Origin of the sequence: Gemmobacter sp. 24YEA27 (genome assembly GCF_030052995.1) — a bacterium.
GTDB lineage: Bacteria > Pseudomonadota > Alphaproteobacteria > Rhodobacterales > Rhodobacteraceae > Pseudogemmobacter.
Map to the genome: position 1 here is coordinate 1497452 of NZ_JASJPW010000001.1, position 19492 is coordinate 1516943.

At 63.2% G+C, this 19492-nt stretch carries 17 protein-coding genes; 5 read left to right on the forward strand and 12 right to left on the reverse strand.

What is annotated here, in order from left to right:
- Positions 1-21: 21 nt before the first annotated feature.
- The 3 genes from QNO18_RS07490 to QNO18_RS07500 form a co-directional block, all read right to left on the reverse strand.
- On the reverse strand, positions 22-1998 hold the full coding sequence (locus tag QNO18_RS07490; RefSeq protein ID WP_283177173.1) for a DNA topoisomerase IV subunit B: 1977 nt from the start codon (positions 1996-1998) through the stop codon (positions 22-24).
- Positions 1999-2235: 237 nt separating this feature from the next.
- Positions 2236-3255, reverse strand: coding sequence for an LLM class flavin-dependent oxidoreductase (locus QNO18_RS07495; protein WP_283177174.1), 1020 nt, complete (start codon positions 3253-3255; stop codon positions 2236-2238).
- Between the two features lie 139 nt (positions 3256-3394).
- On the reverse strand, positions 3395-4054 hold the full coding sequence (locus QNO18_RS07500; protein ID WP_283177175.1) for a glutathione S-transferase family protein: 660 nt from the start codon (positions 4052-4054) through the stop codon (positions 3395-3397).
- Between the two features lie 372 nt (positions 4055-4426).
- On the opposite strand from QNO18_RS07500, the gene ppk2 reads away from it, so the two are divergent.
- Together ppk2 and QNO18_RS07510 are read left to right on the forward strand one after the other, a co-directional pair.
- Positions 4427-5413 carry a polyphosphate kinase 2 gene (gene ppk2 / locus QNO18_RS07505; protein WP_283177176.1) on the forward strand — a complete coding sequence of 329 codons (987 nt, stop codon included), beginning with the start codon at positions 4427-4429 and terminating at the stop codon, positions 5411-5413.
- A gap of 56 nt (positions 5414-5469) precedes the next feature.
- Positions 5470-6864, forward strand: a complete 1395-nt coding sequence (locus tag QNO18_RS07510) for an MATE family efflux transporter (protein ID WP_283177177.1) — start codon at positions 5470-5472, stop codon at positions 6862-6864.
- Here the strand turns inward: QNO18_RS07510 and QNO18_RS07515 are convergent.
- From QNO18_RS07515 to QNO18_RS07525, 3 genes are all read right to left on the reverse strand, one after another.
- Complete coding sequence (locus tag QNO18_RS07515) at positions 6823-8892, reverse strand: capsular polysaccharide biosynthesis protein (protein ID WP_283177178.1); 2070 nt, start codon at positions 8890-8892, stop codon at positions 6823-6825. The two genes, QNO18_RS07510 and QNO18_RS07515, sit on opposite strands and share 42 nt — an antisense overlap.
- Positions 8893-8900: 8 nt before the next feature.
- Positions 8901-10037: a polysaccharide biosynthesis/export family protein gene (locus QNO18_RS07520; protein WP_283177179.1), complete on the reverse strand. Its 1137-nt coding sequence runs from the start codon at positions 10035-10037 to the stop codon at positions 8901-8903.
- A 90-nt stretch (positions 10038-10127) separates the two neighbouring features.
- The gene (locus QNO18_RS07525; RefSeq protein ID WP_198836758.1) at positions 10128-11414 is read right to left on the reverse strand and encodes a capsular biosynthesis protein; all 1287 of its coding nucleotides are present in this window, start codon (positions 11412-11414) and stop codon (positions 10128-10130) included.
- A 239-nt stretch (positions 11415-11653) separates the two neighbouring features.
- Here QNO18_RS07525 and QNO18_RS07530 point away from each other — a divergent pair, with 239 nt between their 5' ends.
- Entirely contained in the window at positions 11654-12250 is a 597-nt protein-coding gene (locus QNO18_RS07530; protein ID WP_283177180.1) for a riboflavin synthase, read from the forward strand.
- 169 nt (positions 12251-12419) lie between these two features.
- Here the strand turns inward: QNO18_RS07530 and QNO18_RS07535 are convergent, their stop codons facing one another.
- The 5 genes from QNO18_RS07535 to QNO18_RS07555 all read right to left on the reverse strand — a co-directional run bounded on the left by QNO18_RS07535 (position 12420) and on the right by QNO18_RS07555 (position 17741).
- Positions 12420-12929 (reverse strand): CarD family transcriptional regulator, encoded by a 510-nt coding sequence (locus QNO18_RS07535; RefSeq protein ID WP_092895804.1) that lies wholly within the window; start codon positions 12927-12929, stop codon positions 12420-12422.
- 344 nt (positions 12930-13273) lie between these two features.
- On the reverse strand, positions 13274-13612 hold the full coding sequence (gene fdxA, locus QNO18_RS07540; protein WP_283177181.1) for a ferredoxin FdxA: 339 nt from the start codon (positions 13610-13612) through the stop codon (positions 13274-13276).
- A gap of 51 nt (positions 13613-13663) precedes the next feature.
- The gene (locus QNO18_RS07545; protein ID WP_283177182.1) at positions 13664-14059 is read right to left on the reverse strand and encodes an RNA-binding S4 domain-containing protein; all 396 of its coding nucleotides are present in this window, start codon (positions 14057-14059) and stop codon (positions 13664-13666) included.
- 3 nt (positions 14060-14062) lie between these two features.
- A complete protein-coding gene (locus tag QNO18_RS07550; protein ID WP_283177183.1) occupies positions 14063-17080 on the reverse strand; it encodes a helicase-related protein in 3018 nt (1005 codons plus the stop codon).
- A gap of 19 nt (positions 17081-17099) precedes the next feature.
- Positions 17100-17741 carry a tetratricopeptide repeat protein gene (locus QNO18_RS07555; protein ID WP_283177184.1) on the reverse strand — a complete coding sequence of 214 codons (642 nt, stop codon included), beginning with the start codon at positions 17739-17741 and terminating at the stop codon, positions 17100-17102.
- Between QNO18_RS07555 and QNO18_RS07560 the strand changes: the two genes are divergently transcribed.
- Positions 17740-18027, forward strand: coding sequence for an SCP2 sterol-binding domain-containing protein (locus tag QNO18_RS07560; protein ID WP_283177185.1), 288 nt, complete (start codon positions 17740-17742; stop codon positions 18025-18027). The two genes, QNO18_RS07555 and QNO18_RS07560, sit on opposite strands and share 2 nt — an antisense overlap.
- On the forward strand, positions 18024-18974 hold the full coding sequence (locus QNO18_RS07565) for an alpha/beta hydrolase (protein WP_283177186.1): 951 nt from the start codon (positions 18024-18026) through the stop codon (positions 18972-18974). Before QNO18_RS07560 ends, QNO18_RS07565 begins: the two co-directional genes overlap by 4 nt.
- A 16-nt stretch (positions 18975-18990) precedes the next feature.
- Here QNO18_RS07565 and QNO18_RS07570 read toward each other — a convergent pair whose 3' ends face one another.
- Positions 18991-19422 (reverse strand): META domain-containing protein, encoded by a 432-nt coding sequence (locus tag QNO18_RS07570; RefSeq protein WP_283177187.1) that lies wholly within the window; start codon positions 19420-19422, stop codon positions 18991-18993.
- Between the last annotated feature and the right edge of the window lie 70 nt (positions 19423-19492).

Below are 19492 nucleotides of genomic sequence, written 5' to 3' on the forward strand. Positions count from 1 at the left end.
TGCAGGTCCGCTGTGCCTGCCTCAGATATCGAGCTCTTCGGTATTGGCGAAACGGGCTTTTTCCTGAATGAACTGAAAGCGCAGCTCTGGCTTTTTGCCCATCAGGTCATTGACCAGGGTTTTCGTCGATTCGCGCTCTTCCTCATTGATCGAGACCTGGATCAGCTTGCGCGTTGCCGGGTTCATCGTCGTGTCTTTCAGATCCTTGGCATCCATCTCGCCCAGCCCCTTGAACCGCTGCACATCGATCTTGCCGCGCCCGCCGAGACCCTTGGCCATCCAGGCCTCTTTCTCGGCATCATTCGAGACATAGAGCCGTTTTGGCCCCTGGGTCAGGCGGTAAAGCGGCGGGCAGGCAAGGTAGAGATGCCCTTTCAGAATCAGCTGCGGCATCTGTTCATAGAAGAACGTCATCAGCAGCGAGGCGATATGGGCGCCGTCCACATCGGCATCGGTCATGATGATGATCTTGTCATAACGCAGGTCGTCGATGCGGAAGCGCTCTTTCATGCCAACGCCAAGCGCCTCGCAAATGTCGCGGATCTCGGCATTGTCCGAGAGCTTGCTCGCCGCAGCCCCCAGCACGTTGAGCACTTTGCCGCGCAAGGGCAGCAGCGCCTGGAATTTGCGGTCGCGCGCGCCCTTGCCGCTGCCACCCGCCGAATCGCCCTCGACGAGGAACAGCTCGGTGCCCCTGCGGTTTGAGGCCGAACAATCGACAAGTTTACCCGGGAGCCGCAGCCGCTTGGTCGCGGTCTTGCGCTGCGTTTCCTTTTCGGCGCGGCGCTTGAGCCGTTCCTCAGCGCGCTGCACCAGGAAATCGAGGATCGCGCCGGCAGATTTCGGATCACTGGCCAGCCAGGTGTCGAAATGGTCGCGGACGGCGTTTTCCACCCATTTCGCGGCCTCTTCCGTCGCAAGCCGGTCCTTGGTCTGGCCGACGAATTGCGGCTCGCGGATAAACACCGAGATCAGCGCGCAGCCGCCGGTCAGCATATCCTCGCGGGTGATCTGATCGGCCTTACGGTTCTTGACCCGCTCGCCATAGGCGCGGATGCCTTTCAGGGTCGCGGCCCAGAAGCCGGTCTCATGCGTGCCGCCCTCGGGGGTTGGAACCGTGTTGGTGTAAGAGGAGATGAACCCGTCGCGCATCGGCGTCCAGTTGATCGCCCATTCGACCGAGCCCGGCACGCCGAATTTTTCCCTGAAGCTGACTTTGCCCGCGAAAGGCCGCTCAGCATAGGTCTGATCGGATTGCAGCTGTTCGGAAAGATATTCGCCAAGGCCGCCGGGGTAATGGAAGGTCGCCTCCAGCGGCATGTCCCCATCCGGGATGGCGGATTTCCAGCGGATCTCGACCCCGGAATAGAGATAGGCCTTGGAGCGGACCATCTTCATCAGCCGCGCGGGCCTGAAAGTCTGATGGCCGAAGATCTCGGCATCGGGGTGGAAGATCACCGTAGTGCCGCGCCGGTTCGGCGCCGGGCCGACTTTGACGACCGGGCCCTGCGGTTTCCCGCGCGAGAATTCCTGAACGTAGAGCTCTTTGTTGCGCGCGACCTCGACCCGCATATGGTCGGACAGCGCATTGACCACGGATGAGCCAACGCCGTTCAGGCCGCCTGAGGTTTCATAGGCGTCGCCATTGAACTTGCCACCGGCATGCAGCGTGCAGAGGATCACCTCCAGCGCGGATTTGTCGGGGAATTTCGGATGTGGGTCGACCGGAATGCCGCGCCCGTTATCTTTGATCGAGACCGAACCATCGGCCAGCAGCTCGACCTCGATCCGATTGGCATGGCCGGCAACCGCCTCGTCCATCGAATTGTCGAGGATCTCTGCGGCAAGATGGTGATAGGCGCGCTCGTCAATGCCGCCGATATACATGCCGGGCCGCATCCGCACCGCCTCGAGCGGTTCGAGCACCTCGATCGAGGATGCGTCATAGGTTTGCTGGTTCGGCGCGGCGAGAAGATCGCCGGAATCATTCGGGGCCATGCGCTGCTCTTATGGTTTGTAGCACAGCATTAGACCACTGCGAGGGGCAGGCGCGCAAGATCCAGGGGGGATTTTCCTGTGGAGGCCGGGAAGGGGGCGCTGCCCCCGGCTCCTGGCGGAGCCTCCCCCGGGATATTTAGAGACAGAAAATGTTCGCGTCTCTTTTCAATATTTTCTGTCCTTAAATATCCCCGCCGGAGGCATCCGGCCCCTGTTAGGGGGCCGGACGTCTTTTCCTCAGCGCCAGCCAAGCGCCGGGGCGACATGTTTCAGGATGCTTTCGATCACATGGGCGTTGTACTCGACGCCCAGGGTGTTCGGCACCGTCAGCAGCAGGGTATCGGCCTCGGCGATGGCTTCGTCCTGGCGCAGCTCCTCGATCAGCTTTTGCGGCTCGGCGGCGTAGGAGCGGCCGAAGACCGCGCGCTGATCGTCGATCACACCGACCTGGTCCTGGTCGGGGCGCGATTGCCCAAAATACATCTGATCCTGCGCCGTGGTGATCGCGAAGATCGAGCGGCTGACCGAGACGCGGGGCGTATGCTTATGACCCGCCTCTTTCCAGGCCGCGCGATATTTGCGGATCTGGTTGGCCTGCTGGACATGGAAAGGCTCGCCGGTTTCGTCCCATTTCAGGGTCGAGCTTTGCAGATTCATCCCCAGCTGCGCCGCCCAGATCGCGGTCTGATCCGAGGCTGCCCCCCACCAGATGCGGTTCCTCAGCCCTTCGGAATGCGGCTCCAGCCGCAAGAGGCCCGGCGGGTTCGGGAACATCGGGCGCGGATTGGGTTTGGCGAAGCCCTGGCCTTCGAGGAGGCTCAGAAAGGTCAGCGCGTGTTCGCGGGCCAGATCCTGGTCGGTCTCGCCCTCGGCCGGCGCATAGCCGAAATGTCGCCAGCCATCGATCACCTGTTCGGGCGAGCCGCGTGAGATCCCCAGTTGCAGCCTGCCGCCGGAGATCAGATCGGCAGAGCCGGCATCCTCGATCATGTAATGCGGGTTCTCATAGCGCATATCGATCACGCCGGTGCCGATCTCGATCTTCTGCGTGCGGGCGCCGATGGCGGCGAGCAGCGGGAAGGGCGAAGACAGCTGACGGGCGAAATGGTGAACCCGGTAATAGGCGCCGTCCGCGCCAAGCTCTTCGGCGGCCTCAGCGAGTTCGATGCTCTGGAGCAGCACATCCTGGGCCGAACGGGTGGCCGAGCCCTGCTGGGTCGACCAATGGCCGAAAGACAGAAAGCCGATTTTCTTCATGGTTCAAATCCCCTGATCCTGAGATCCGGGGCGGGCCAGTGGCCTCTCCGGATCGTTTGACGGAAAGATGGGGCGATCGGCGCGCCAATGCCAGAAGCAGCGGCGCGCAACCACTGTGCGCAGGTGCCCGTTCCCGGTGTCAGGCGGGCTCTGCCTCGCGCCTGGCCCAGAAGGTCTGGAACGCTGGCCGGGCCTGGCAGCGGGCGAGCCAGTCGCTCACATGCGGGTATTCCGCCAGAAGCGCGGGATAGCCCTGGGCATAGCGCAGGCATTCGGCAGTATTGATATCGGCTGCGGTAAAGCGGTTGCCCACCAGCCAGTCATGTCCGCTCAGATGCCGTTCCAGCCGGTTCAGCGGCCGGCGCAGTTTTTCAGCGCTGACCCGGATCGCGGCGCGGGTCTCGGGCAGGGTGTCGCCGCCGGATTCGACGGCAAGCAGGATTTCGAGCGCCGGCGGCTCCAGCGAGGTTGCCGCGTAAAGCGCCCATTGCTCCATCAGCGATTGCTCGGAGCCGTCGGCCGGGCCAAAGCCGCCCCCATGGCGGCGCGCGATATGGAGGGTGATTGCCAGCGACTCGGTCAGCAATAGCCCATCATCCTCCATCGCGGGGATCTGGCCCTGCGGATTGACGGCGAGATAATCGGGCGAGGCGGTGTTCAGAACCGCATCCTCTGCCTTCGCATCCTTGAGGCGATAGGCCTGGATCACCGGCACATGGGTGAAATCGCAGCCGATCTCGCCGAGAAGCCAGAGCGGGCGCGAGGCGCGTGAACGATAGACGCCGTAAAGGGTGATCATGGCGGGGTCCCCAAAGCCGGGCAGATACTGCCTGAAATAACCCGGCCCCAATAACAGAAGCGGGACGAAAATCCACTGGCTGCCGGGGGCGCTCACCCGATTGGGAAGAGATTTCCTGCGAGTGCCCGCCAGGCAGGAGGGTTTTTCGCGCGGGTGGGGTTTGCGGGGAAAGGCAGGTGGGGTCCGCCCGGGTTCTGCGGCTGACTTTGCCGGTTTCTCCTGGTATGCAGGCCTGACCGCGCGCCGCGTTTGTCCAGGATCAAGGTCAGATGCTGCGGTCAGGATTATGCTCTGGCCGGCCCCTTTCGGTACGGCGCGCGCGCAGCCCCGACAAGACGGGTGTCGTTTTGCATTATGGTGAAGGAGTTCCTCATGAGCACAGATCTGCATGTCAGCGGCAATGAACAACCGTCTGAGCCAGAGGCTGTCCCGGGAGATAGCCTGGCCCTGCGGGTGCTGCCGCTTGAGACCGGCGACACTCTCGCGCCGCCGCGTCATTTTCCCGCCGTGACCCAGGATGAAATTCGCGAGGCTTTCGAAAGCGGGCGCTACCCCTATGGGCGCCTGATGGGGCGCGTCGCCTATGAGCGGGAAAAGGCGCAGCTTCAGGCCGAGTTGCTGAAAGTGCAGATCTGGGCGCAGGAAACCGGTCAGAAATTCGTCCTTCTGATGGAAGGACGCGATGCGGCCGGTAAGGGCGGCACCATCAAGCGGTTCATGGAACATCTTAACCCGCGATATGCGCGGGTGGTGGCGCTGACCAAGCCCTCGGACAAGGAAAAAGGCGAATGGTTCTTTCAGCGCTATATCCAGCATCTGCCCACCGCCGGGGAGATCGTGTTCTTTGACCGGTCCTGGTACAACCGGGCCGGGGTCGAGCGGGTGATGGGCTTTTGCACCCCGCCGGAATATCTCGAATTCATGCGCGAGGCGCCAGAGCTGGAACGGATGCTGGTCCGTTCGGGGATCCGGCTTTACAAATACTGGTTCTCGGTCACCAAAGGCGAACAGCTCAAACGCTTCAGGGCGCGCGAGACCGATCCTCTGAAAATGTGGAAGCTCTCGCCCATCGACAAGGCGAGCCTCGACAAATGGGATGACTACACCGAGGCCAAAGAGGCGATGTTCTTCTACACCGACACCGCAGACGCGCCCTGGACCATTGTGAAGTCGAATGACAAGAAACGCGCCCGGCTGAATTGTATGAAGCATTTCCTCGCCTCGCTGGACTATCCCGGCAAGGATCACGCGCTGGTGATGCAGCCAGATCCGCTGATCATCGGCTCGGCTGCGCAGGTTTTGCGGGGGGCGGGGCATATCCCGGGCAGCGCCAAACATCCGGCTGTGCGGAATGGCTGAGTTGCCGCATCTCGCGGCGCCTTGCTGCTAATTTGATCAAAGGATAGACCTGCGGCATGGATAATTTGTCGCAGCCCGCCCGTCCGCTCACATTCGCCAGGCATCTGCGTGAGACGCTGCGGCTTGGCTTGCCGCTGGCGGGGTCTTCCATCGCGCAATTCTCGCTGCATGTGGTCAATACCGCCATGGTCGGCTGGTATGGCGTGGTGCAACAAGGTGCGCTGGTGATCGCGGCGTCGAGCTTTTTCATTCTCTTCGTCGTGGGCTCGGGCTTTGCACGCGCGGTGATGCCGCTGGCCGCGAGCGCAAGGGCGCGCGGCGATGATACCGAGCTCCGGCGCGCGGCGCGGATGGGACTTTGGTTGTCCATCGGCTTTGGCCTGCTGGTCTACCCGATATTCTGGTTTGCCGGGCCGATCATGCTGGCGCTCGGACAAAAGCCCGAAGTGGCGGCCGAGGCGCAGTATTACCTGCGCATCGCGGGGCTTGGCATGGTGCCGACGCTTGGCGTGGCGGTGTTGCAGGCCTGGCTCGCAGCGCTTGGGCGGACGCAGATCGTGCTCTGGGTCACGGTGGCGGCAGTGGTGGTCAATATCATCGTCAACTGGTTCCTGATCTTCGGCAATGGCGGCGCGCCCGAGATGGGGGTCGGGGGCGCAGGCGTGGCGACGCTGGTGGTGCAGGTCTTTTCGCTGCTGGGGCTGGGGCTTTATGCCGGGCTGTTGCCGGCGCTGCGGCAGTTTCAGCTCTTCCGCCGGTTCTGGCGCATCGACGTGGCGGCGCTGCGCGAGGTCTGGCGGCTGGGGCTGCCGATCGGGCTGACCGGGCTTGCCGAAAGCGGGCTCTTCCAGGCCAGCGCGCTCATGATGGGCTGGATCGGCACCCGTCAGCTGGCCGCGCATGGCATTGCACTGGAAATCACCGCGCTGGCCTTCATGTGCCATGTCGGCCTGTCGAATGCCGCAACGATCCGGGTGGCCGAGGCTTCGGGGCGCGCGGATCCGGCGGGGATACGGCTGGCCTCTGGCGCGGCGCTGCTGATCTCTTTCCTGGTTGCGGTTGTGGTGATCATTGTCTTTCTGAGCGTGCCGGAATTGCTGGTGCGGCAGTTCCTTGACCTTGAGAAACCGGGGTCTGATTTTGTGCTGCAATTCGGGATGACGCTGCTGGCGCTGGCGGCCCTGTTCCAGCTCGCAGATGCGATGCAGGTGATGGCGCTTGGCCTGTTGCGCGGTATTCAGGATACGGCGGTGCCGATGTGGCTCGCCACCATGAGTTATTGGGTGATCGGTATTCCGGTCAGCTATGTGCTGGCTTTCCCACTGGGCTTTGGCGGGGTCGGGCTGTGGTCGGGGCTGGTGATCGGCCTGGTCGGGGCGGCGGTGAGCCTGATGATCCGCTTCTGGCGGTTAGCGCCAAAGCCGGGCGTGGCTGGCAAAGCGGCCCTGTAGCTTCGCGATCAGCCGGTTGATGAGGCCCGGATGCGGGATCGTGCCGCTGGCCAGCCGGTCGAGGGCGACCTCGACCGGGCAGGGGCGACGCGAGACCGGATCCCAGTAGCGCGGATAGGCGATCAGGCTGGCATGGACCAGCTGCGCCAGATCCGGGCGTGACACGTGACTGCCATCGGGATGGCGCAGCCGGCGCTCCGGGATCTCGCCAAGATCGCGGGTCAGCCCCCAGCCGGTATAGAAGGGCGCACCGAAGGTCGTGACCGCCTTGCCCCGGATCAGGGCCTCGAACCCGGTGAGCGAGGTCATGGTCCAGACCTCATCCACCTCATTCAGCGCGGCCGCCATACTGGCATGGGTCAGGACCAGATCGGCCAGCGGTGCAGTCTGATCAGCGGGGATCACACCGGGGCGCAGACCGGCCTCCACATCGGGATGCGGTTTATAAAGGATCAGCGCGTCCGGATTGGCTGCGCGGGTGGCTTTCAGCAGATCGAGATTGGTCCGGATGGCACCGGCGCCTTTCAGGATAGACGCGTCGTCTTCGACCTGGCCCGGAACCAGAATGCGGGATCTCTGGTCGGTCTCGCGGTCAGGAAGCGCCGGAGCGGCACCTTCAATGTTGTATTTCGTCAATTTGGCCGCGCGCAGCTTTTCGATCAGCCGCGTCGCACGGGCATGTCCGCCGGGGGGCAGCGGCGCCTTGATCAGCTCTTCCAGCCGCGAGGGATGCGCTGGGTCGTAATAGATCCCGAGGTCATCGGCGACCAGCGACAAAGGCGGCACCAGCTCGGCCCCGAGCCCGCGTGAGCGCAGGAACCCATCCTCGACCCTGAGCGCGCCCGAGGGCAGGGTGACCGGCGCTTTTCCGGCCCAGACCAGCAGGCTTTCCGCCTTTGCCTGCGCCGCCCTGTCGATAAAACGCAGCGGCTTTTCCCGTCCGAAAAACGCCTGCAACCGCCCGCGTTTCCACAAGCGCATGCCCATCGCCATATGGCCATGTCGATCCTGACGAAAGGCACGCAATTCGGCCTCCAGCTGATCAACCGCCTCTTCAAAGCTGCAAAGCCGGTCGCGGCATGGGTCATACCAGCGGGGCGCGATGATCATCACGCCGGCAAAGAGCTGCGCCCGTGTGAGCTTGCGCCTGCGGCGGGACGGCGGCGTGCGGTCTTCGGTCAGCCCCCAGCCGGCATAAAAGGGCAGCCCCCAGACGCGGGGGCGATGCCCGGCAAGGATCGCCTCAAACCCAAGCTGTGACGACACGGTATAGACCGCCACCGCGCCTTCCAGCAGCGCGTAAGGCGGGATGGCGGGGTCGGAAAAGCTGATCCCCGGCCCGTCCGGGTCGCGCAGGTGCTCGGGCCCGTAATGACCGGGGCGCAGCCCCCTGGCAGTTTCAGGATGCGCGCGGATCAGGATCGGCAGATGCGGCCAGTCGCGGCGCGCGGTCTCGAGCATTTCCTCGAAAGATCCCCGATCCGCACCCGAAGCCCGCAGCGAGGCATCGTTCACGGTCTGATCAACCACCAGCACATAGCCCGGCGGTGGTGGCGGAAGGGAAATGTCGTGCAGATTGTATTTGGACAATTCAAGCGCGCGAAGCCGCTCGATTCCGACCTTTGCGCGGCTCAGAATGTTCGAATTGTCTAAGGGATCAGTCGAGAGAATCCGCTCGGTCAGCGAGATATCCGAAGGGTCGAAATGGATCCCTTCTGCGTCGATCAGCAGGCCCAGCCCGGGTTCGCCCATCCGCCCCGGCCGGATCGAGCGCAGAAACGCATCCTCCAGCCGCACCAGCGGCACACCGCGTTTTGCCGCCACTTTCTCGCCGCGCCAGGCGGTGGGGCTGGCACCCCAGACCACGACGCCGTCGTCCGGTTTCGGCAGGCCAAAGCGCAGCTCATGCCCGGCCAGGGCAAGGATCCGCTTCAGCCGGCGGTCGCGCAGGAAGGACAGGTTCTGATGGAAAAGCCGCCGTGGGATCACCACGGCGGCCTCTGGTTTCGGGTCACGTTCGACGGCCAATGCTGGCCTCAGTTGCCGGCGGCGGAGTTGATGCTCGCCGCGGCCCCGGCGGATCCCGTCAGCACAGAAAGCGATTTCTGCCACTGAACATAGGGCGCTTCGGTGACATAGACGGTGTCGCCATCGCGGACGAGGAAGTCGCGTGCCTCGAACATGCCGGTCGGCGCGGTCAGGTCGAGCACATAGACCACCCGCTGATCGCCCCTGAGATCGCTGCGGCCGAGCACGGCATTGGCGATGGCTTCGGGCTCGTTGCGGAAGACGAAGACGCCGGTCGGGTCGGCGGCCATGGTCTGCAATCCGCCCACCGTGGCCAGGGCCTCGATTGCCGAGAGGCTTTCGCTCTCGAACGGGACCACGGTTTGCGTGCCGGTGGCGCCAAGGGCGGTAAACTTGCGTTCATCTTCCTCGATCACGATCCGGTCGCCGGGACGCAGCGCGATATCCATTTTCGGATTTGCCCAGAGATCTTTCAGCCAGATCTTGCCGGTCTGACCACCACGGGTCACGCGCACAAGCGCGGTTGACGGGTCAATCACGACACCGCCGGCCCGGGCCAGCATGGAGGCCAGCGTGCGGGTCGGCTGTTCGATCGGGAAGACCCCCGGGGCGGTGACCGATCCGTTGATCGTCACGGTCGAGCCGTCACCGGCCACGCGCGCCACCTGGACCTGCGGGTCCGGCGTTTGCGCATCAAGCTTGCGGGTGATGGCGGAGCGCACGGCCTCGACCGAAGTGCCGGCGGCTTTGATCCGGCCGGCATAGGGGATGAAGACAAAGCCCTGGCCGTCGACCTGGACTTCGGTCAGCTGCGAGACGCGCTGGCCGGTATTGCCCAGAAGCGGATCGTCGCGGACGTTTTCAAACACGGTGATCGACAGCAGGTCGCCATTCGAGATCGTGTCCGACCCCATCTTGCCCGCCTTCTGGAAGCTGTCTGAAAACCCGAAAGACGGCAGCACGGCGGTGGCGCGCGTGACCCTTGGATTGACGCTGACGATAAAGGCATCGCCCTCTTTCAGGACCGAGCCTGCAAAGATCTCTTTCTTGTTCGGCCCCGACCGCGGCAGGCCGCAACTCGCGGTCACGGCGACAATGGCGATCAAGGCCAGGGCTTTCGCCCCCCTCGTGGTATGTCCGATCACTGCTCGGGCTCCTTTAGCGGATTTGCCTCAAGTTTTGACCGCAACAATACGGAATATCACGGAAATTGAAAGTCTCTGGTTTTCGGAAATTCAGGTCACCAGCCGCAACTGTTGCCTTGGTGCCGCGTTTCCGCTGGTCAAAGCATCATAGGGATCCTGCCCGGAGAGCAGCATATCCACAACCTGTCGTAGTAATTCACGCCGTCCACGCGAGGAGTAGAAGCCACCGGCGACCTGACTGGTCTCGAGCAAATAATGCCGGTAATCGCGATAGGCGCGGGTGTCGGGGCGTTTTCCTTCGGCAAAAAACTGCGCGGCAGGCTGTGACGAGACAAATTCCGGCTTGGAATAGACCGCGCGCCCAAAGGTGCGCAGCGGCAATCCGCGCCAGAGCGCCTGTTGCCCGGCGGTCGAATTCACTGTCACCGCAGACCTCGCATGGTTCAGCAATGCAGCGAGTTTGCCGCCGCGCACGAAATGCACGCGTCTGGCCACACCATATTGTTGCGCGAGCCGCCGGATGGTCGATTTCACCGCGATGCGCCCGTCTTCCAGCGGATGCGCTTTGAAGACGAGATGGTGGTGTTTCGGCGCGCCCTCAGAAAAGCCCTGGATCACCACATCGAGAAACTCGCCCATGGTGGTGAAGGGCGAATGGTCACGGAAGCTGGCATCATGTTCCAGCTGCAGGATCGCCAGATGATAGGGGAAACCACCATAGCGGATGCGCCAGGTGGCCAGGCGGCGTTCCAGCGCGTGGAAGGGCAGGAGGCAAAGCCGCTTTACATAGAGCAGGAATTCCTGGCGCACGGTAAGGGCGCGATGCGGGCGGAAATTGCGATAATCCCAGAATCCGGCCCAGACGAACCAGTGATAGAGCGCGCCCCAGAACATATGCTGGCGCATATCGCCCCACCGTGCCGGAGCATCGGGCAGATCGGTATCTGTACGTGCAAGGGCGGCGCGCATCTCATCGACGCTCGTATCCATCAGCCGGGAATTGCCGTTCGAGCCATTTCGCTCATAGGTCACCCAATAGGGGCGCAGATAGCCCTCTTCGAAGACATGGATGGTCACGCCCATCGCGCGCGCGACGGCGATGGCTTTGGCATGATTGGGGCGGGTGTCGCCATAAAGCACCAGGTCGGTGATGCCCTTTTCCTCGATGATGGCGGCAAACCCTGCCGGCCAGTCTTCCGGGCGGCCGCGCCAGGGAATATAGCTCGCGCCGTCATGCCAGAGCGCGCGGTCGCCCCGGTTGAAGCCGACGCGCCAGACCTTTGCGCCGGAATGGCTGAGCATCTTTCCAAGACGTGAGAAGAAGGGCCCATGCGGACCCTGCAGCAACAGAAAATGTTTGGTCTCTTCCGGTTTCATACCCACCAGTCATCTGTGAACTTCGCTGCTGCTCTGGCCCGGATATCCGGTGTTGCCGCACTTGCCTATGGGCCAATTCTACCGGTGCTTGCGGCAGGATTAGGGCGCGGCCTGGGCCATGCCGCGGTCATGGTCGCAGCTATGGGCCTAAATCGCCGGTGGCAGTGGCGGGGCTTGCCAGCGGGAAGCCGGCGGGGATAGACCTGCAGTCAGGATTTAAGCGGCAAAGAGGGATGGCGATGTTCACCGGAATCGTGACCGATATTGGCGAAATCATCGAACTGGAGCAACGCGGTGATCTGCGTGCGAGAATCGCGACCGCCTATCCGGCTGCGGGGATCGACCTTGGCGCATCAATCGCCTGCGAGGGCGTCTGCCTGACGGTCATCGAGAAAGGGACAGAGCCGCGCAACTGGTTCGATGTCGAAATCAGCGCCGAGTCGGTTTCGAAGACCAATCTCTCCGGCTGGCATGTGGGCGCGCGGCTCAACCTGGAGCGGGCGCTGAAAGTGGGCGATGAGCTTGGCGGGCATATCGTCTCGGGCCATGTCGACGGCGTGGCCGAGGTGGTGCGGATGACCCCGGAGGGCGACAGCCTGCGGGTGACCTTCCGCGCGCCGGAGGGGCTGGCCAAGTACATCGCGCAGAAGGGCTCGGTGGCGCTGAACGGTACGTCCCTGACGGTGAACGAAGTCGAGGGGCGTGACTTCGGGGTGAATTTCATCCCCCATACGCGCAAGGTCACGACCTGGGGCAAGCTGGCCGAGGGTGATCTGGTCAATCTCGAAGTTGATACGATGGCGCGCTATGTTGCGCGGCTGGCAGAGTGGCGCTGAAACGGGGCAGGGGATCAGAGCTTTCCGCCTGGCCCCCGGTTTCTGATCAGAAACCGGCCCGAAATCTTTAAAGATTTCGGTGCCCGCGTGACTGAACCGGGTGATTAAAAGCGGCGGCCCCCGGAAGAGGCCGCCGCTTTGTCTTTCTGGCCGGTTTCAGTCTGAGAGGTCAGGCTGCGCGCGAAACCAGGACTTCTTCGACTTTCTTCTGTGCGCCGGCCTCGTCTACGCCCGAAACAGCGGCGACTTCGCGGGTCAGGCGCTCAAGTGCTGCTTCATAGAGCTGACGCTCGGAATAGCTTTGCTCGCGCTGATCATCGGTGCGGTGCAGGTCGCGCACCACTTCGGCAATCGCCATCAGATCGCCCGAGTTGATCTTTTGCTCATATTCCTGCGCGCGGCGCGACCACATTGCGCGCTTCACCCGGGCCTTGCCCTTCAGCGTTTCCAGCGCCCTGGTCACCACATCAGGGGCCGAGAGGGCGCGCATCCCCACATCGGTCGCCTTATTGGTCGGAACCCGCAGGGTCATCTTGTCCTTTTCGAAGGTGATGACGAAGAGTTCCAGTTTGAAACCGGCAATCTCCTGCTCTTCGATAGAGATGATCTTGCCAACACCGTGAGCAGGGTAGACAACGAACTCGTTGGGGCGGAAATCAGGCTTCTTCGACTTGGTCATTCAGACGCTTCCTCGGTCAGATGCAGGTATTCCGCACGCACAACCATTCGTCATGACGAACAAGACCCTTCCCAGGCAGCGCCCGCTGCCGGGGGCCTGTGGTGAAGGGCAATATTGTCACAAGAATAGCTGTCTCAGGCGAGCAGTCCTGAGGCAGAATCAGGCATCCATGATGGTTTATGAAAGAACCATAACACAGAATCACCCCGATTCCAACCGTCCTGAGCGGTCAGGTCAGAGCACCACGCCGCGAAACGCGAAGGATCTGCCGGAATTTCACGCGATCGGGATATATCGGGATTTAATGTGAGCCTGCGGGATGAAGCCTGGATTGACCTGGCGTCTCAGCTGCCTTCGCCCGGTGCCGGGTCAAAGTACTTCTCCAGCTTGCCGGCCTCGCCATCCCGGTCGGCATAGCCCGGCAACGGATCGCGTTTCTCGGTGATCACCGGCCAGATCTCGGCATATTTACGGTTGAAGGCGACCCATTCCTCCATATCCGGTTCAGTATCGGGGCGGATCGCATCTGCCGGGCATTCCGGTTCGCACACGCCGCAATCGATACATTCATCCGGATGGATGACCAGAGTGTTCACGCCCTCGTAGAAGCAGTCCACCGGGCAGACTTCGACGCAATCGGTGAATTTGCAGGCGATGCAATTGTCTGTGACGACATAGGTCATGGGACGGTTCCGGAACACTCTCTGAGGCGTCAGTTAAGCCAGTGGGCCGGATCATTCAAGGCGTTGAGGTGTCACGACAGGGGCATCGAGGTCAAGAAAGAGCGCCTGTGCCTCGGAGGCCGGTCCGCGGCGAACACCTGTTCCCAATACACGGATCAGGCGGATATTTCTTCCCTGTGGGAATGTCAGCACATCCCCCGGTCCGACCTCGCGTGACGGGCGCGAGACCGGGGTTCCGTTCACCCTGATATGGCCCTCTTCGATCACCAGCGCCGCGAGGGTCCTGGTTTTGAAGAATCGGGCCTGCCAGAGCCATTTGTCGAGCCGCAGTTTCGGCTCGCTTCCCGCGCGGATCCCGGAGGCCGGAACGAGAGAAACCGGAGCGTCTCCGCCCCGGCCTCCTTTAGTTTTGCCGGCACCCGATCTGCCGCCACCGGTCTTAGCCAAGGCTCAGACCTTGCCCTTCAGTGCCAGCAGCGCGGCGAAGGGGTTGTCGGGGTCGATCGGCTTGTCTTTCCGGGGCGGGCGGGCCTCGAAGGTTTTGGCGCCTTCGTGACGCTGACCCGGTTTGCCGGGTTTGCCGCCATGCTTGCCATCGGGCTTGCCACCACGATTGTTGTCACGGCCGCCGTCGCGATTGCCGAACTCCTTGCGGGGGCCACGCTCACCAGACTTCTCACCGGACTTCTCGCCGTCACGGCGCTCGCCTTGCGGGCGGTCCCGACGTTCACCCTGCGGGCGCTCGCGGCGTTCGCCCTGCGGACGATCCCCTTGCGGGCGGTCCCCCTGTGGACGATCCCCGCGCGGCGCACCACGTTCAGGGCGCTGGAAGCGCGGCTTCGGGGCCCAGGTGAAGGTGTAATAGACCTCCATCTCGGGGGCGGTGGCTTCGGCCGATGCCTCACCTTCTGCCCCGACCTCTGCCTCGGGGGCAGGTTCCGGCTCCGGCTCAGGCGCGGGCGCCAGCAGCGAGACCTCTTCCGGGATCGGCTGACCGGAGGCAATCGCGGCCTCCAGCGCGGCGGCCACCTCGGCCTCCGGCGCCACGGCGGGCGTCGCGGCTTTTACGCGCGGACGCTCGCCCTTTTCGGCCTTATAGCCCAGACCGCCCATCAGATCCGAGAACTGCTCCAGCGTCATGCCGGTGATCGAGAGCATGTCCGGCACCGCTTCAAAGCCTGCGCGGCTGTCTTTCTGGCGCAGGATATCGGCGAGGCGTTCCAGCATGTCGATGCGGATGGCGCGGGTTCCCGCCGGGCGGTAGCCCGAAAGTGCATAATGCTCCTTCGGCACTTCGGCGATGTTCGGAATGGTCACGAGGCCCGGGGGCGGGCTTTCGGGGAATTCCGAGAGGCCGTTCCACAAGGACCAGAGCACAAGCCGCAGCCGGGTCGGCGCCGGTTTCAGCAAAGCCTGCTGGAAGATCGTGTACTGGCCGAACCGGATGCCATGTTTGCGCAAAGCACCACGGGCTTCCTGGTCAAGCTCCTTGACCTCATTCGCGACCTGCTCGCGCGGGATGACGCCAAGCGCTTCGGTCAGGCGGAAGGCAAAGCCCCGCGCCAGCCCGGTCAGCGTCTCGTCGCGGCCCAGAGCCAGCAGCGGCTCATAAAGCGCGGCGACTTTGCGGTCGATGAAATGCTGCAACCGGCGGCGGACCTTTTCGATCACGTCATCGCCGGCTTCCTCATCAACGAAAGCCTCGACCGAGGGCTTCAGCGGATCGGCGCCCTTGACGAGCTTGCCCACCGCCGAGTTGCCCCACATCAGGCCCCCCTGCTCGGTGAAATCCATCTCGGTGTCGGGCGCGTTGTAAAAGCGGTCCGCGCGCAGGCTGAATTCAGGCCTCAGCGCCTGGATTGCGGCCTGACGGAGGGTCTTGCCCTCATCTGCCGATGCGCTTGCGTCCTGCTGGAAGCGGAACCCTTCGAGCTTGCCGGTGAACTGGCCCTCGATGGTCACTTCGCCTTTGTCATTCACCTCTGCCACGAGGTCCTCCTTCTGCTTCAACCGGCGAAGCAATACGCTTGTCCGCCGGTCGACAAATCGTTGCGTCAGCCGCTGGTGCAGCGCATCTGACAGGCGGTCTTCTACCGCGCGGGTCTCTCCCCGCCAATGGGATTCGTCATCCACCCAGTTTTTGCGCTGCGCAACGTAGGTCCAGGTGCGGATATGTGCCAGGCGGCGCGAAATCTGGTCGATATCGCCATCGGTTTTGTCGATCCGGGCCACGGCCTTTGCCAGCCAGTCCGACGGGATGCGCCCGCCGCCAATGCCGCGCCCGACGAGAAAGTCGAAAATCCGCGCCAGCAGGGTGTGGTGATCGGTTTCCGAAATATTGCGGAAATCGGGGATGCGGCAGACATCCCAGAGGAGCATCACGCGTTTCGGACTGGTCAGTCTGTCCTGGACCTCAGGCATTGCAGACAGGGCCTTCAACGCCACGACGTCATCGGCGTCGCGGGCGCGCGACAGCCAGTCATTGAAGGTTGGCTGCTCCAGCGAGCGGATCAGATGGCTGGCCGATCCGAAATCGAGATCGGCATTCCTCCACATCAGTTTTTTGACGGGGGCGAACTTATGTGCCTCGATCTGGTCGATCAGTTCCGAAGAAAACGGCCGCGCCTCGCCGGTGACGCCGAACGTGCCATTCTCGGTATGGCGCCCGGCGCGGCCTGCGATCTGGGCGATTTCCTGGGGCAGAAGCGCCCGCATCCGGCGACCATCGAATTTCGAGGTGGAGGAAAAGGCCACATGTTTGATGTCGAGGTTCAGCCCCATGCCGATGGCATCGGTTGCAACCAGATAATCGACATCGCCATTTTGATAAAGTTCGACCTGGGCGTTGCGGGTGCGGGGCGAAAGGGCGCCCATCACCACCGCGCAGCCGCCCTTCTGGCGGCGGATCAGCTCGGCAATCGCATATACATTTTCAACAGAAAAGCCGACAATTGCCGATCTTTCCGGCATCCGGCTTATCTTTTTCGAACCAGACCAGGTCAAAGTCGAGAAACGGTCGCGTTTGACGTAAGAGTGGTTCTGCACCAGCCCGGCAATCGCGCCGCGCATCGTGTCAGATCCCAGAAACAGCGTCTCGATCAGGCCGCGCGCATGGAGCAGGCGGTGGGTGAAGACGTGACCGCGTTCGGGGTCGGAGGCCAGCTGGATCTCATCGACACAGACGAAATCGGCGCCGATCTCCAGCGGCATCGCCTCGGTTGTGGCGACCCAGTACTGGGTGCGATCGGGGATGATGCGCTCTTCGCCGGTGACCAGCGCCACCCGGCTGACGCCCGCTTTTGCCACGACACGCTCATAGACTTCGCGCGCCAGCAGACGCAGCGGCAGGCCGATCACACCGGTCCGGTGCGTCAGCATCCGCTCGATCGCGTGGTGGGTCTTGCCGGTATTGGTCGGTCCGAGCAGCGCCGTTACCCGGCCACGCTCGTCTTTACTACGGGCATCCATCAGATCAGGTTTCCCGCAGTCAGAGGGCCTGGCCCTCGAGTTGTTTTTCCAGCCGGCCGATGGCGTCCTTCACCTCGGGGATATGCGGATGAATGGCCGCAGCCGACCGATAGGCGGCAAGGGCGCGTTCCGGCATATTCGATTCCTCGAGAATGGTGCCAAGGATGGACCAGGCCACGAAATGGCGTGGCTCATGTTCCAACACCCAGCCGAGATCTGCAATGGCCGGGCCGATCTCGCCATCGGAATAATAGGCCACCGCGCGGGTGGCGCGGGCCTCGATGAAATCCGGCGCATGATCGACCGCTGCGGTCAGATGTTCGATTGCGGCGGCACTCTTGCCGGCCTCCAGCGCCTCGGAGCCGCGCCGCATCAGGATGTCGATGGTTGCCGAGCCAGATTTGCCCGATTCGGTGAATATCTCACCTTCGATCCTGAGGGCGGCGCCTTCATCGGCGTCCTTCAGCCGGTTATAGAGATCGTCGAGCTTGCCTGCATCCTGGGCAAATCCGCTCTGGGCCGCGAAAAGCGACAGGACCAGCGGAAATATTGCCGCAACGATATGATTGTGAAACCGGAACTGCGCTTTCATATAGGGGATCGTAACCGATCGGTGGCGAAATGCCAGCGGTCTCCGGGTAACGAAAGGGAGACGTGACATGAGCGACCTCATCGACAAGGCTGTCGAAAAGCTGGCAGCGAAACTGTCGGGCGGGTTCGATGGCGTGGCGAAATTCGTCATCACAGGCGAGGGGGCGATCATGCTGGACGGCCAGGGGGTGCGGGCAGGCGATGAAGAGGCGGATGTCACGCTGACCGCCAGCGCCGAGACCTTCCGGGCGATCCTCGAAGGCGACATGAACCCGACCATGGCCTTTATGACCGGCAAGCTTTCGGTTGACGGCGCGATGGGCATGGCGATGAAGCTCGGATCCGCCCTGTCGTGAGCGAAGCAGCACCCCTGTTCGACAGTCTTGCCGATGGGCCCGAAGGGGGGCGCGCGGTCTGGCTCCGGGCATCGGACGGGGTGCGGATAAGGCTTGGATATTGGCCGGGTGGGGCGCTTGGAACGGTGGTTTTGCTGCCCGGGCGCACCGAATATGTCGAGAAATACGGGCCCGCCGCGCGCGAGATGCAGCAGCGTGGCTGGTCGATGGTCACGCTGGACTGGCGCGGCCAGGGTCTGTCGCCGCGTGCGCTGCCTGATCCCATGCTGGGCCATGTCGAGCATTTTACCGATTATCAGCGCGATCTGGATGCGGTTCTGGCCTGGATTGCCGCAGAGGGCGCGGAGCTGGGGGTGAGCGGCCCCCTGATGCAGATGTCGCATTCGATGGGCGGGCTGATCGGGCTCCGGGCGCTGACGCGTGGGCTGCCGTTCCGGGCCACGGCCTTTTCGGCGCCGATGTGGGGGATTCGCATCCCGGTCTGGGGCAAGCCGCTGGCCGGGCTGATGCAACGCCTGCCGCTCGCTTTGCCGCAAGATCGCGGCTATGCGCCCAGCACCTCGGCGCAAAGCTATATCCTGCGCACCAGTTTCGAGAAAAATCACCTGACCGGCGACGCGCCGACCTGGTCCTGGCTGCGCCGGCAGCTGGAAACCGAGCCGGGGCTGCGGCTTGGAGGGCCATCACTGGGCTGGTTGCGCGATGCGTTGCGCGAATGTGCCCGGATGACGCGGATGCCGGCGCCGGCTTTGCCCTCGCTGGTGGCGCTTGGCAGCCGTGAACATATCGTCTTGCCCGGCCCGATCCTGCGGCGGATGCGGGCCTGGCAGGGCGGGCGGCTGGATCTCTATCCCGGCGCCCGTCACGAGGTTCCGATGGAGACGCCCGAGCATCGCGCGCGGTTCTACAACAGCGCGCATGACCTGTTTTCGGCGGCGCTCGGCTGAGGTCAGGGCGACAGGATCAGCCGCCGCAGGTATCGCAGACCAGTGATTTCGACCCAGGATCACGGGCAAATTCCAGGCTGCTGTCATCGGGCCCGGTCATGACCAGTGTCTCGCCCCGGATCTCGGCACCGGTCATCGCGCCAAGGGCTGTCAGATAGGCATGTTCATCCGCCATCCGGTCACAGGCCATCCGTGTCGAGGCAATCGCGGTCAGCGCAAGCGCCGGCAGCTCGGCCTGGTTCGGCCCGAAATAGCGGTTGCAGGGCGCTTTTCCGGTGATCTGGCCGTCTGCATCAATTGCAAAGCTGGCCTCATAGCTGACCCGAACGCCGTCCTGGGCGATCACAAGCCATTCGCCGCCGGTTATGGTTTCGGCGGCGATGGCACCTCCTGCGGCGAAAGTAAGGCTGGTGGCCAGGGCAAGGGACAAGGCAGTGAAGGGGCGCATCTGATCTCCTTCCGGGTGATTCCCGGTCTCATGACAGGGCTCAGCCTCGCATGAAGTACCCGTTCCTGAA